A 13,089-nucleotide genomic window follows, 5' to 3' on the forward strand; every position below is an offset into this window, starting at 1 on the left:
GACGTTGGGCGGGCTGACCGGCGGGGATCCGTCGCTGCTGCGGAGGATCAACTCCGCGGTGGTGCTGCACGCGCTGCGTGCCACGGACTCCGCGACCCTGACCGAGATCACCCGGGTGACGGGGCTGTCCCGGCCGACCGTCGAAGGCGTCGTCGAGGGGCTCATCGAGGCCGGTCTGGTCGTCGAGACGGCCGCCGACGACGGCATGGCCCGACGGCAGGGGCGGCCGGCGCGTCGCTTCCGGTTCCGGGCGGAGGCGGGGCACCTGCTGGGTCTCGAGATCGGCCCGCACCGCGTCGCCGCGCTCCTCGCCGACCTGGACGGGCGGGTGATCGGCGCCCAGGCGAAGGACGTCGAGGAGACCGCTCCGGCCGACGAGCGCCTGGAGCGGCTGCGCACCGCTGTCGCCGAACTGCTGCGCCGGGCCGGGGTGGCGCGCGGGTCCCTGCGGGCCGTGGGGGCGGCCTCGCCCGGGATCGTCGAGGCGGACGGCACGGTGCGGCTGGGCACCGCGCTGCCCGAGTGGACGGGGCTGCGTCTGGGCGAGCGGCTGCGCCGTTCCTTCAAGTGCCCGGTGCTGGTGGAGAACGACGCCAACGCGGCGGCGGTCGCCGAGCACTGGAAGGGTGCCGCCACCGAGTCCGACGACGTGGTGTTCGTGCTGGCCGGGCTGAGTCCCGGGGCCGGTGCGCTGATCGGCGGGCGGCTGCACCGGGGGTACGGCGGGGCGGCGGGCGAGATCGGCGCGCTGCATCTGCTGGGCCGGGACGTGACGCCGGAGACGTTGCTGTCCACCACCGACCAGCCGCTGCATCCGCTGGACGAGCAGGCGGTCGCCAAGGTGTTCGCCGAGGCGCGGGACGGCGACCAGCGGGCCCGCGCGGCCGTCGAGCGGTTCATCCAGCGGCTGGTGCACGACGTGGCGGCGCTGGTGCTGGCGCTGGACCCGGAGCTGGTCGTCATCGGCGGCTGGGCGGCGGGCCTCGACGGCGTCCTGGAACCGCTGCGGCGGGAGCTGGCCCGCTACTGCCTGCGGCCGCCGAGGGTGGCCCTGTCGCTGCTCGGCGAGGCCGCCGTGGCGACCGGGGCGCTGCGGCTGGCCCTCGACCATGTGGAGGAGCAGCTGTTCGCGGTGGAGGGGGCGACGGCGCGCCGCTGAACGCCGGCCGCGGGGGTCTGCGGCGGGCCGGGCCGCCGGTCCCGTTCGGCACAGGTGCGCCCGCGTCGGGTCCGGTGGGCCGGGTTCCGTCCGCCGGTGTGCGGGCACGGCGGTCGACGGGGCCACGCGCAGCACGGTCACGCCCCGGGTGCGGGGCGAAACGGATACCGGTGCGGGTCCCCGCGGGGTCGTCGCGAGCCCGGCGGACCCGCGCGCCCGGTGACGGGCCGGCATCGGCCCGGTACGGACGGCCGATCACGGCGCGCGCCCTCCGCGGCCTTGGCCGGGAGCCCCGTGCGGCAGACCGGCGCTCTGTGCGGAAGGCCCACGCGGGCGCGCCGACGGCCGGCGCGGGCCCGACGCGGACGCGCCGACGGCCGGCGGGAAGCCCACGCGTGTCCCTGCGCGCGGCCCGGCGCCGGCCCACCAGGCGGGGAGCCCGAAGCCGCCCCGGGGCGCCGGCCTCGCGTCAGGACGCCCGGGTCTCCGGGCCGTGGTGGATCTCCATGTCGCCCGAGTCGCCGAAGGTCAGCCGGCAGGTGTCCGCGCGGTAGGTGGCGACGGAGAGCGCCGCGGTGCGGCCGCCGGCGAGATAGCGGGTGGTGACGACCAGGACCGGCGCCCCGGGGAGACGGTCGAGCTCCTTGGCGTCCTCCGCGCCGGCCGAGCCCAGCTCGACGGCGTTCTCCCGGTGCTCCAGCTCCAGCCGCTGCAGCTCGCGCAGCACGGCACGCGCGCGTGCCGCACCGGACGGGGCGTCGATGGCGGTCAGGTCGGGCACCGACGCCGACGGGATGTACAGCAGCTCCGTCGCGACGGGCCGGCCGTGCGTGACGCGGGAGCGGCGGACGGTGTGCACGGGCTCGTCGCGGCCGGCCCCCAGGGCGTCGGCGACGGCCGCGGGCGGCGCCGCGGCGACGCAGTCGGCCGGCTGCCAGCCGTCGTCGCCGGTGCCGGGCCACGCGTGCTGCCGGGGGCCGACGGCGACGCCCACGCGCGGTGGCGCGACGGTCGTGCCGACGCCGCGGCGGCGCTGCAGCCTGCCCTCCAGCTCGAGCTGCTCCAGGGCCTGCCGGAGCGTGGCACGGGCGACGCCGAAGCGCGCGGCGAGGTCGCGCTCGTTGGGCAGGATCTCGCCCACCGAGAACTCCGAGTCCAGGGCCTCGCTGAGCAGGGTCCTGAGATGCCAGTACTTCGGCTCCGGTACCGATTCCAACTGCGTGGTCCCCACCCTGTCCTCCGCAATCGCCGTGGTCCGGCGGCGTTTTGGCGCCCTTGTTTATTAAAGGTTGTTGCAGTTCTCAGCGACGATAGGGCGACGCACCCCCTTGGTCAAGACCAATCCTCGATCCCCTGCGCCCGGCAGGGGCGCGGAGCGGGCCGGTGTTCACGGGGTGTTCGTACGGGGCCGTACGGACGACACGACGCCGAAGCCCCCGTCGCGCGGACGGGGGCTTCGGCCGGGCCGGGCGTCGGAACCTCAGTCGACCGGCAGGTACCGCAGCTTGTCGGGGTTGCGGACGATGTACACCGACTGGACGCGCCCGTCGGCGATGTCCACCTGGAGGACGAAGTCGGGCCTGCCCCCCACCAGCACCAGCACGGCGGGGCCGCCGTTGACCTCCAGGAAGCGCAGCGTGGCGTCCGGGTCGTTCTTGCGGGCGGCGCCGATGAGGAAGCGCGCCACCTTGTCGGGGGTCTGCAGCACGCGCAGCGGTGCCTTCGACTTGCCGCCGCTGTCGCCGACCAGCCGGACGCCGGGGGCGAGCAGCGCCATCAGCCCTTCGAGGTCGCCCTCGGCCGCCGCGGCGAGGAACCGCTCGGTGAGGTCGCGGCGCTGGGCGGGATCGACGTCGTAGCGGGGCCGGCGTTCGTCGACGTGTTTGCGGGCGCGTCCGGCGAGCTGGCGCACGGCGGGCTCCTCGCGTTCCAGCACGGCGGCGATCTCGGCGTACGGGTAGCCGAACGCCTCGCGCAGCACGAACACCGCCCGTTCCAGGGGCGACAGCGACTCCAGGACGACGAGGACGGCCAGCGAGACGGAGTCGGCGAGCACGGCCCGCTCGGCGGTGTCCTGCACCACGTCGCCGAAGTCGGTGACGTAGGGCTCGGGCAGCCACGGGCCGACGTACGTCTCGCCCCGCGACTTGATCTGGCGCAGCCGGTCGACGGCGAGGCGGGTGGTGACGCGGACCAGGTAGCCGCGCGGCTCTCGGACGTCGCTCCGGTCGGCCCGGGACCAGCGCAGCCAGGCCTCCTGGACCACGTCCTCCGCGTCGGCGCGGCGGCCCAGCATGCGGTAGGCGACGCCCAGCAGGACGGGCCGGTGCTCTTCGAAGACGTCGGTCGAGATGTCGGTGGTCACCGTCCCATCCCAGCGGATGCGTCCGGCCGTGTCCAGGAGGAGCCGCCGACGTCACGGGGCCCGACCGGCACGGCGGCGACCGGGGGGCTACCGGTCGGTAGCCCCTACTGACAGGCTGTCGTGCAGCGCCGGCACGTTCACGCGCCGCCGGCACCGCGTGTCCCCGACCGACAAGGAGCCCCATGTCCGCGACGCTCTCCTTCACGGCCCCCACCCCGCACGGTCCGCAGGACATCACCCTCGCCTACGCGCGCGTGGGCACCGGCGAGCCCCTGCTCCTGCTGCACGGCATCGGTCACCACCGGCAGGCCTGGGACCCGGTGGTCGACATCCTCGCGACCGAGCGGGAGGTGACGGCCGTGGACCTGCCGGGGTTCGGACGGTCACCGGCGCTGCCGCACGGGCTGCCGCACGACCTGGCGACGACGAACGCGGTGCTCGGCGCCTTCTGCGCCGCCATGGGGCTGGACCGGCCGCACGTCGCGGGCAACTCCCTGGGCGGTCTGCTGGCCCTGGAGCTCGGGCGGGAGAAACTGGTGCGCTCGGTGACGGCCCTGTCCCCGGCCGGCTTCTGGACGCAGGCCGAGCGGCGCTACGCCTTCACCGTGCTGCAGGGGATGCGCCGCACCGCGCGCAGCCTGCCGCTGCCCCTGGTCGAGCGGCTGTCCCGCACGGCGGCCGGCCGCACCGTCCTGACCAGCACGATCTACGCCCGTCCCGGCCGCCGCTCCCCCGAGGCCGTGGTCGCCGAGACGCTGGCCCTCGCCCGCGCCGAGGGGTTCGCCGAGACGCTGCGAGCCGGACGGACCGTCAGGTTCACCGACGACGTCGCCGGCATCCCCGTCACCGTGGCGTGGGGCGACCGGGACCGGCTGCTCCTGCCCCGGCAGGGCGTACGCGCCAAGCAGATCATCCCGCGGGCCCGGCTGGTGCGGCTGCGCGGCTGCGGTCACGTCCCGATGAACGACGACCCGGCGACGGTCGCGCGGGTGATCCTGGACGGCAGCCGCGCCCGGGAGTCGGGCGCCCCGGGGCCTTCGTCGAGCACGGCCGGTTCGTAAGGCGTCCGGCCCCGTCCCTCGTACAGTGGGCCCCGACCAGGACGTGAGGTACGGGGGCTGCCGCATGACGTCGTCGACCGCTCCGGGCGGCCGGCCGGATTCCGAAGGCCGCAGCGCCGCCTGGGAGTTGCTGCTGCCCGCCGCCTCGGCACCGGCCCGCTCACGGGGTCGTTCCCTCCAGGCGGCGCTGCGTGACGCGGTCCGCTCGGGCCGGCTGGCCCAGGGCACCCGCCTTCCGTCGAGCCGGGACCTCGCGGCCGACCTCGGGGTGTCGCGAGGGCTGGTCACGGAAGCGTACGAGCAGCTGACCGCCGAGGGCTATCTGCGCAGCGGGCGGGGTGCGGGGACCTGGGTGGGCGACGCCGTGCGGGCCGCCCGCCCGCCCGCGCGTGATCTCGCCCCGCGCTCCCCCGGCGCCCGCGTCGACTTCGTGCCGGGTACGCCGGACCTGGCGCTCTTCCCGCGCTCGGCCTGGGCGGCCGCGCAGCGGCACGTGCTGACGGAGCTGCCGCACGAGGGCCTCGGCTATCCGGACCCGCGCGGACTCCCACGGCTGCGGATCGCGCTGGCCGAACTGCTCACGCGACGCCGGGGCGTGGTGGCGGACCCGGAGCGGATCGTGGTGGTCTCCGGGGTGGCGCAGGCCTCGGCGCTGCTCGGCGGCGTCCTCCACGCGCGCGGGACGCGCACCATCGGCGTGGAGGACCCCGGGAGCCCGCAGCACTCCGCCCTGTACGCGTCGGCGGGCGTCGGGACCGTGCCGCTGCCCCTGGACGAGGAGGGGCTCGCCGTCGGCCCGCTGCACGCCTCGGGCGTCCGCGCGGTGGTGACGACACCGGCCCACCAGTTCCCCACCGGAATCGCCTACTCCGCGCGGCGGCGCGCCGAACTGCTGGACTGGGCGCGGTCCGTGGACGGGCTCGTCCTGGAGGACGACTACGACGGGGACTTCCGCTACGACCGGGCTCCCGTGGGCGCGCTCCAGGGGCTCGACGCGGAACACGTCGCCTACACGGGCTCGGTGAGCAAGTCGCTCGCGCCGGGCCTGCGGCTGGGCTGGCTGCTGGTGCCGGGGGCCCTCGTGGACGAGGTGGTCGAGCGCAAGCGGACCACGGACCTCGGGCATCCGTCCCTCGACCAGGCGGTGTTCGCCCGGTTCCTGGAGCGCGGCGACTACGACCGTCAGCTGCGGCTGTGCCAGCGCGTCTACCGTGAGCGACGGGACGCGCTGGTGGCCGCGCTGGAGGAGCACTTCCCCGGGACGCGGGTCTCCGGGATCGCCGCCGGCCTGCACGCCATCGCCGCCCTGCCCGGGCGGCACGGACCCCGGGAGCGTTTCCTCGCGGCCGTCGCCGAGGCCGGCGTCACGGTGCGGCCCCTGACGGCGTACGGGCACCCGGACGGCCCCGGCGCCGGGACGGGGCCCGGGGTGCGGCTGGTGCTGGGGTACGCGCATCTGCCGCCGGCCCGGATCCACGAGGGCGTGCGGCTGATGGCCGGGGCGGTGCTTCCCGCGGGCGGGTGAGGGGCACGGTCCTCACCCGGGCGCCGGGCGGCCGGTTGTTCACCCGGGGTTCGTGTGCGCGCCGTGCCGTCCCAGTAGGTCTTGCTGCGCACACACCGGCCGGATCCCGTCCCTGGAGGCGCATCCATGTCCCATCGTCCGTTCCCCGGGCGCCGCAGCGTGCTGCGCGGCTCCCTCGCCGCGTCGGCCGCCCTGACCCTGCCCACCGCCCTCGGGGCGGCACCGGCGTTCGCCCGTTCCGGCCGGCCCGCCGCGGGCTGGGGCGTGCAGACGGGCGACGTGACGGCGCACTCCGGGCTGGTGTGGGTGCGCTCCGACCGGCCGGCCCGGATGATCGTCGAGACGTCCGCGACCGAGTCGTTCCGCAACCCGCACCGCCGGCACGGGCCGCTGCTCGGCCGGGACACGGACTTCACCGGCACCACCCGGCTGCGCGGGCTGCCGCCGGGCGAGCAGATCCACTACCGCGTGCTGCTCGCCGACCCGGACGACCCGCGCCGCACGGGAGAGCCGGTCACCGGCACCTTCCGCACGGTGCCGGTCCGCCGCCGCGACGGCGTCCGCTTCGTGTGGTCCGGCGACCTGGCGGGCCAGGGCTGGGGCATCAACCCGGACCTCGGCGGCTACCGCATCTACGACGCGATGCGCTCCCTGGACCCGGACTTCTTCCTGTGCAGCGGCGACAGCATGTACGCCGACGGCCCCATCGCCCCGACGGCCGCCCTGCCCGACGGCTCCACCTGGCGGAACGTCACCACCGAGGAGAAGTCCAAGGTCGCCGAGACCCTCGCCGAGTTCCGAGGCAACTTCCGCTACAACCTCCTGGACGAGAACCTGCGGCGCTTCAACGCGCAGGTCCCCTCTATCGTCCAGTGGGACGACCACGAGGTGCGCAACAACTGGTACCCGGGCCAGACGATCGCGGAGACGGACGCCCGGTACACGGTCAGGAGCGTGGACGTGCTGGCGTCCCGGGCGCGGCGCGCGTTCTCCGAGTACTTCCCGGTCTCCACGCTGCGTCCCGGGGTGCGCGAGGGCCGTGTCCACCGGGTGCTGCGCCAGGGCCCGCTGCTGGACGTGTTCGTGCTGGACATGCGCACCTACCGCAACGCCAACTCGCCCGACGACCAGGCCGTGGACCCGCAGGGCATCCTGGGCCGCGAGCAACTGGAGTGGCTCAAGCGGGAGCTGTCGCGCTCGCGGGCGGTGTGGAAGGTGATCGCCGCCGACATGCCGATCGGGCTGGTCGTGCCCGACGCCACCGAGGGGAGCGCGAACATCGAGGCCGTGGCGCAGGGCGACCCGGGCGCGCCACTGGGCCGCGAGCTGCAGATCGCCGAGCTGCTGCGGTTCGTCAAGCACCGCCGGATCACCGGCACCGTGTGGCTGACGGCCGACGTGCACCACACCTCGGCCCAGCAGTACCAGCCCTCGCGGGCAGCGTTCACCGACTTCGAGCCGTTCTGGGAGTTCGTGTCCGGGCCGCTCAACGCGGGCGCGTTCCCGGCCAGCCGCCTCGACGGCACCTTCGGTCCGGAGCGGGTGTTCGTGAAGGCGCCGACCGCCTCGAACGTCTCGCCCGCCGGCGGCTACCAGTTCTTCGGCGAGGTCGACATCGACGGCGACAGCGCCGAGTTGACGGTGCGGCTGCGCGAGCAGGACGGCACGGTGCTGTTCACCAAGGTGCTCCGGCCGGGGCTCGTCGGCCAGTAGGTCACGTAGCCTGTCGTCGTGCCGCGCATCGGCGTCATCCCTCGGTGCGCGGCACGGCGCCGGGGCTCTTTACCCAGCGGTCACAGGGCGTTCGTGATCACGCAACACGGTTCCTTCACAGTGGACGCATGAGTCGATACATGTCGGAAGTGACCGGGTCGCTGGCACAGACGGCCGGGCACGGGCTCGGGACACCGGGTCTCATGATCGTGGCCTCGATGGCCGCCCTGCTCGCCACGGCGGGCTTCCACACCTGGCGGCTACGGCGCCACGGACACGCCCCGCCGGCGGAGGATACCGGCGCCCGGCCGCCGTCGGCCGGGCTGCGGGCCGGGCCGGCGGACCGGGCCGGGGCGGAGCCGGGACCGGACGGGACGGCGGAGGCCGGGTCCGGGGGCAGCGCGCTGTGGCGGATGCGGACGACGGTGCGGGACGCGCCGGGTTCGCTGGCGGCCCTGTGCGCGGCGCTCGCCGACCGGCGGGTGGACATCCTGAGCCTCCAGACGCATCCGCTGGCCGACGGCACGGTGGACGAGTTCCTGCTGCGCGCCCCCGGCGGGCTGAGCGGGTCCGAGCTGGCCGCGGTGGTGGAGGCGGCGGGCGGCGCCGACACGTGGACCGAGCGGGCGGACGCCCACGACCTGGTCGACGCGCCGACCCGGGTGCTGCAACTGGCGGCCCGTACGGCCCTGGACGCCGCGGAACTGCCGTTGGCGCTGCGCCAGTTGCTGGGCCGGTGCACGATCCGGTCGCTGCCGGCCGGCGCGCACCCGCGGGACGACGTCCCGGCGGAGGGCGCCCTCGACGGCACCGTGCTGCGGCTGCGCGCCCCGGAGGGCGGGGTGATCAGCGTGGAGCGGGCGTATCTGCCGTTCACGCCCGCCGAGTTCGCCCGGGCGCGGGCGCTGGCCGAGCTGGACGCCCGGCTCGGGCCGCGGCTGCCGCGCGGCCGGGACGTGCTGACGCTGCCCGAGGGGCACGACATCACCGTCCGCCGCGCCGACACCCGTGACGTGCGGGCGGCGAAGGCGATGCACGAGCGGTGCTCGGACCGGACCCTCGGGATGCGCTACCACGGCCCGGTCGGGAACGCCGACCGCTATCTGAACCACCTGCTCAGCCCCCGCCACGGACGGACCCTCGCCGTGCAGACCGCGTCGGGCCGGATCGTCGGGCTCGGTCATCTGCTGTGGGACGGGGACGAGACGGAGGTCGCCCTGCTCGTCGAGGACGCCTGGCAGCGCCGGGGCATCGGCGGCGAGCTGCTGGGGCGGCTCGTGGCGATGGCGGCGGAGACGGGCTGCGCGAGCGTGTACGCGGTCACGCAGGCGTCGAACACCGGCATGGTCGCGGCGATGCGCGGCCTGGGCCTCCCCCTCGACTACCAGATCGAGGAGGGGACCCTGGTGATCACCGCGCGGCTGGACGTGGCGGCCGGGGCGGCGGAGCTGCCGCGCGGGGAGCGCGTCGGCAGGGAGTAGCCGTCCGGACCGCGGAGGGGGCGCCGTCACTCGGTCCGTGACAGCGCCTCGCGCAGCGGGACCGCCGCCACCGGCTCGCCCAGTGCCGCGTCCAGGTCGGCCCACAGGTCCTCGACGTCCTCCAGACCGGCCGACAGCCGCAGCAGCCGGTCGCCGACCCCGGCGCCGCGCCGGTCGTCGGCGTCCACGATGCGGTGGCTGATGGACGCCGGGTGCTGGATGAGCGTGTCGACGCTGCCGAGGCTGACGGCCGGGGTGATCAGGCGGACGCGGGCGATGACGTCGTGCGGGTCGCCGTGCACCTCGAAGGAGACCATCGCGCCGCCGATGCGCGGATAGTGGACGCGGGCCACGCGCGGGTCGGCGGCGAGGCGCCGGGCCAGCTCGGCGGCGTTCGCGGAGGCCGCGCGCACCCGCACCGGCAGGGTGGACAGGCCGCGCAGCAGCAGATAGCCGGCCAGCGGGTGCAGGACGCCGCCGGTGGCGAAGCGGACCTGCCGCAGCCGTCCCGCGAACTCCTCGTCGCAGGCCACCACGCCGGCCAGCACGTCCCCGTGCCCGCCGAGGTACTTGGTCGCGCTGTGCAGCACCAGCCGGGCACCCTGCTCGGCGGGCCGCTGGAGCACGGGCGTGGCGAAGGTGTTGTCCACGAGCAGGGGGACGGACCCGCAGGCGTGGGCCACGGCCCGCAGGTCGACCTCGGCCAGCGTGGGGTTGGCCGGGGACTCCACGATCACCAGGCCGGTGTCCGGGCGCAGGGCGTCCGCGATGCCGGCCGGGTCGGTCCAGGTGACCTCCGAGCCGAGCAGCCCGGCGGTCAGCAGATGGTCGCTGCACCCGTACAGGGGCCGCACGGCGACGACGTGCCGCAGGCCCATGGAGGCGCGCGCCAGCAGCACGGCGCTCAGGGCGGCCATGCCGCTGGCGAAGGCGACCGCGGACTCGGTGCCCTCCAGCCGGGCCAGCGCGGTCTCGAAGCGGGCGACGGTCGGATTGCCGAGGCGGCCGTAGACCGGCGGGCCGTCCGGGTCGGCGCCGGTGGCGGCGAAGGTGTCGATGCGGGCGGCCTCACCGCGGCTGTCGTACGACGGGTAGGTCGTGGACAGGTCGATGGGCGGGGCGTGCAGTCCCTGGCGGGCGAGGTCGTCGCGGCCGGCGTGCACGGCCTCGGTGGCCAGTGCCCTGCTCCCGGGTGCGGTGGTGCGTACGTCGTCGGATGGTGACGTGGGCATGCGCGCAGAGTCCATGGAGGGAAGGGTGAACACCGAACGGGTCACCAGGGCCTGCCTCCGTGCTACGTTCGGCGCATGGCCGAATCTGTCGTACTGGATCCGGTGGATCTCCATCTGCTGCGGCTGCTGCAGAACGACGCCCGGGCCACCTACCGGGACCTGGCCGCGCAGGTCGGGGTCGCGCCGTCGACCTGTCTGGACCGGGTGACCCGGCTGCGGCGGGCGGGGGTGATCCTCGGCCACCGGCTGGAGCTGGACCCGGCGAAGCTGGGGCGGGGTCTCCAGGCGCTGCTGTCGGTGCAGGTGCGCCCGCACCGGCGGGAGCTGGTCGGACCGTTCGTGGAGCGGATCCGGGCGCTGCCGGAGTCGCGCACCGTCTTCCATCTGACCGGCCCGGACGACTACCTCGTGCATGTCGCGGTCGCGGACATGGCGGACCTGCAACGGCTGGTCCTGGACGAGTTCACGTCCCGCAAGGAGGTGGCGCGCGTCGAGACGCGGCTGATCTTCCAGCAGTGGGAGTGCGGCCCCCTGCTGCCGCCCGTCTCCCCCGGCACCGGCACGCCCTGAGCGAAATCCGGCCGCCCGCGGCACCGGGCCGGGCGAAGCGGGCTGACGCGGCACCGGTATCCGTATGAGGATGTCCGCATGTCAGAGACCAAGAGCCCGCTGCCCCGCGAGGTCGCCGACGCCTATGTCGACGAGCTCATCGCCCTCGACCCGGTCACGGGTACGTATCTCGGTGTGGCCGAGAGTTCCAGCCGTCTGCCCGACTTCTCCCCGGCGGGGCAGGAGGCCCTCGCGGAGCTGGCGCGGGCCACGCTCGCCCGCCTGGACGAGGCGGAGCGCCGGCCCGGCGGCGACAGCGACGTGGAGCGGCGCTGCGCCCGGCTGCTGCGGGAGCGCCTCACCGCCGAACTCGCCGTGCACGAGGCCGAGGAGGGTCTGCGCTCGGTCGGCAACATGGGCACGGCCGCGCACTCGGTGCGCGAGGTCTTCACGGTGACGCCCACGGGTACGGACGAGGACTGGGCGCGGATCGCCGAGCGGCTGCGCGCGGTGCCGGCCGCGCTGGCCGGGTACCGCGAGTCCCTCGCGCTGGGCCTCGAGCGCAAGCTGTACGCGGGGCCGCGCCCGACGGCGACCTTCGTCGAGCAGCTCGGCGAGTGGGCGGACACGGGCGAGGGGCGCGGCTGGTTCGAGGACTTCGCCGCCGCCGGCCCCGACGCGCTGCGCACGGAGCTGGACGGGGCGGCGCGGGGCGCGACCGCGGCCGTGGCTGAGCTGCGGGACTGGATGCGCGACGTGTACGCGCCCGCGATCGAGGGCGCCCCGGACACGGTGGGCCGCGAGCGCTACGCCCGCTGGTCGCGCTACTACAACGGCACCGACCTCGACCTGGACGAGGCGTACGCGTACGGCTGGGCCGAGTACCACCGGCTGCTCGGCGAGATGAAGCAGGAGGCGGAGAAGATCCTGCCGGGCGCCGAGACGCCCTGGGTGGCGCTGGCGCACCTGGACGAGCACGGCAAGCACATCGAGGGCGTGGACGAGGTCCGCGACTGGCTCCAGGGCCTGATGGACCAGGCGATCGACGCGCTGGACGGCACCCACTTCGAACTCGCCGAGCGGGTACGGAAGGTGGAGTCCCGCATCGCCCCGCCCGGAAGCGCCGCGGCCCCGTACTACACGCCCCCGTCGGAGGACTTCTCGCGGCCCGGCCGCACCTGGCTGCCGACGATGGGCCTGACCCGCTTCCCGGTCTACGACCTGGTGTCGACCTGGTACCACGAGGGCGTCCCGGGCCACCACCTCCAGCTCGCGCAGTGGGCGCACGTCGCCGAGAACCTCTCCCGCTACCAGGCCTCGGTCGGCATGGTCAGCGCCAACGCCGAGGGCTGGGCGCTGTACGCGGAGCGGCTGATGGACGAGCTGGGCTTCCTGACGGACGCCGAGCAGCGGCTCGGGTACCTGGACGCGCAGATGATGCGGGCGGCCCGGGTCATCGTGGACATCGGCATGCATCTGGGGCTGGAGATCCCGGCGGACTCCCCGTTCCACCCGGGTGAGCGGTGGACGCCGGAGCTGGCGCAGGAGTTCTTCGGCGCGCACAGCAGCCGCCCGGCGGACTTCGTGGAGAGCGAGCTGACCCGGTACCTGACCATTCCGGGCCAGGCGATCGGCTACAAGCTCGGGGAGCGGGCGTGGCTGCTGGGCCGGGAGAACGCCCGCAAGCGGCACGGTGACGCCTTCGACGCGAAGGCGTGGCACATGGCGGCGCTCTCCCAGGGCTCGCTGGGCCTGGACGACCTGGTGGACGAGCTGTCCCGGCTCTGAGCGGGATCAGCGCCGGAAGCCGCCCTCGGAGTCCACGACCTGCCCGGTGCCCCTTCCCCAGCTCTCAACTGCGTTCGCGCCGGGGAGACCCCTATCGCCTCGTCGGTGGCGAGCCACGCGATGAGGCGGGCCGCCGGGCCACGGCGTGGCCGATGCCGGCGCGCGCCGGTGACCAGGGGCTGTCTGACAATTCCCGTCTCCCGGAGGGCGGCAGAC

10 protein-coding genes are annotated in these 13,089 nt (G+C 75.3%); 7 read left to right on the plus strand and 3 right to left on the minus strand.

Features of this window, described 5'->3' with window-relative positions:
• Positions 1-4: 4 nt before the first annotated feature.
• Entirely contained in the window at positions 5-1,159 is a 1,155-nt protein-coding gene (locus AB0E77_RS15685) for an ROK family protein (protein ID WP_361570140.1), read from the plus strand.
• Between the two features lie 469 nt (positions 1,160-1,628).
• Here the strand turns inward: AB0E77_RS15685 and AB0E77_RS15690 are convergent, their stop codons facing one another.
• Together AB0E77_RS15690 and AB0E77_RS15695 are read right to left on the minus strand one after the other, a co-directional pair.
• Positions 1,629-2,390: a GntR family transcriptional regulator gene (locus tag AB0E77_RS15690; RefSeq protein WP_361570142.1), complete on the minus strand. Its 762-nt coding sequence runs from the start codon at positions 2,388-2,390 to the stop codon at positions 1,629-1,631.
• Between the two features lie 249 nt (positions 2,391-2,639).
• Positions 2,640-3,524 (minus strand): RNA polymerase sigma-70 factor, encoded by an 885-nt coding sequence (locus AB0E77_RS15695; protein WP_361570144.1) that lies wholly within the window; start codon positions 3,522-3,524, stop codon positions 2,640-2,642.
• Between the two features lie 182 nt (positions 3,525-3,706).
• Between AB0E77_RS15695 and AB0E77_RS15700 the strand changes: the two genes are divergently transcribed.
• From AB0E77_RS15700 to AB0E77_RS15715, 4 genes are all read left to right on the plus strand, one after another.
• Complete coding sequence (locus AB0E77_RS15700) at positions 3,707-4,585, plus strand: alpha/beta fold hydrolase (protein ID WP_361570146.1); 879 nt, start codon at positions 3,707-3,709, stop codon at positions 4,583-4,585.
• A 64-nt stretch (positions 4,586-4,649) separates the two neighbouring features.
• Complete coding sequence (locus AB0E77_RS15705) at positions 4,650-6,110, plus strand: PLP-dependent aminotransferase family protein (protein WP_361570148.1); 1,461 nt, start codon at positions 4,650-4,652, stop codon at positions 6,108-6,110.
• Between the two features lie 126 nt (positions 6,111-6,236).
• On the plus strand, positions 6,237-7,823 hold the full coding sequence (locus AB0E77_RS15710; protein ID WP_361570150.1) for an alkaline phosphatase D family protein: 1,587 nt from the start codon (positions 6,237-6,239) through the stop codon (positions 7,821-7,823).
• Between the two features lie 140 nt (positions 7,824-7,963).
• Positions 7,964-9,304 (plus strand): GNAT family N-acetyltransferase, encoded by a 1,341-nt coding sequence (locus tag AB0E77_RS15715; protein WP_361570366.1) that lies wholly within the window; start codon positions 7,964-7,966, stop codon positions 9,302-9,304.
• A 26-nt stretch (positions 9,305-9,330) separates the two neighbouring features.
• Here AB0E77_RS15715 and AB0E77_RS15720 read toward each other — a convergent pair whose 3' ends face one another.
• The gene (locus AB0E77_RS15720) at positions 9,331-10,551 is read right to left on the minus strand and encodes a PLP-dependent transferase (RefSeq protein WP_361570152.1); all 1,221 of its coding nucleotides are present in this window, start codon (positions 10,549-10,551) and stop codon (positions 9,331-9,333) included.
• Positions 10,552-10,611: 60 nt separating this feature from the next.
• Here AB0E77_RS15720 and AB0E77_RS15725 point away from each other — a divergent pair, with 60 nt between their 5' ends.
• Complete coding sequence (locus AB0E77_RS15725; RefSeq protein ID WP_361570154.1) at positions 10,612-11,106, plus strand: Lrp/AsnC family transcriptional regulator; 495 nt, start codon at positions 10,612-10,614, stop codon at positions 11,104-11,106.
• Between the two features lie 78 nt (positions 11,107-11,184).
• A complete protein-coding gene (locus AB0E77_RS15730; RefSeq protein ID WP_361570156.1) occupies positions 11,185-12,873 on the plus strand; it encodes a DUF885 domain-containing protein in 1,689 nt (562 codons plus the stop codon).
• Positions 12,874-13,089 lie beyond the last annotated feature (216 nt).

The sequence above is a fragment of the Streptomyces sp. NPDC032940 genome, assembly GCF_040636935.1.
Taxonomy (GTDB): Bacteria; Actinomycetota; Actinomycetes; order Streptomycetales; family Streptomycetaceae; genus Streptomyces.

Excerpts from the sequence above, each read along its gene's own strand:
- AB0E77_RS15705 (WP_361570148.1), top strand. The coding sequence starts at position 4,650 with ATGACGTCGTCGACCGCTCCGGGCGGCCGGCCGGATTCCGAAGGCCGC.
- AB0E77_RS15700 (WP_361570146.1), top strand. The coding sequence starts at position 3,707 with ATGTCCGCGACGCTCTCCTTCACGGCCCCCACCCCGCACGGTCCGCAG.
- AB0E77_RS15730 (WP_361570156.1), top strand. The coding sequence starts at position 11,185 with ATGTCAGAGACCAAGAGCCCGCTGCCCCGCGAGGTCGCCGACGCCTAT.
- AB0E77_RS15715 (WP_361570366.1), top strand. The coding sequence starts at position 7,964 with ATGTCGGAAGTGACCGGGTCGCTGGCACAGACGGCCGGGCACGGGCTC.
- AB0E77_RS15725 (WP_361570154.1), top strand. The coding sequence starts at position 10,612 with ATGGCCGAATCTGTCGTACTGGATCCGGTGGATCTCCATCTGCTGCGG.
- AB0E77_RS15720 (WP_361570152.1), bottom strand. The coding sequence starts at position 10,551 with ATGGACTCTGCGCGCATGCCCACGTCACCATCCGACGACGTACGCACC.
- AB0E77_RS15710 (WP_361570150.1), top strand. The coding sequence starts at position 6,237 with ATGTCCCATCGTCCGTTCCCCGGGCGCCGCAGCGTGCTGCGCGGCTCC.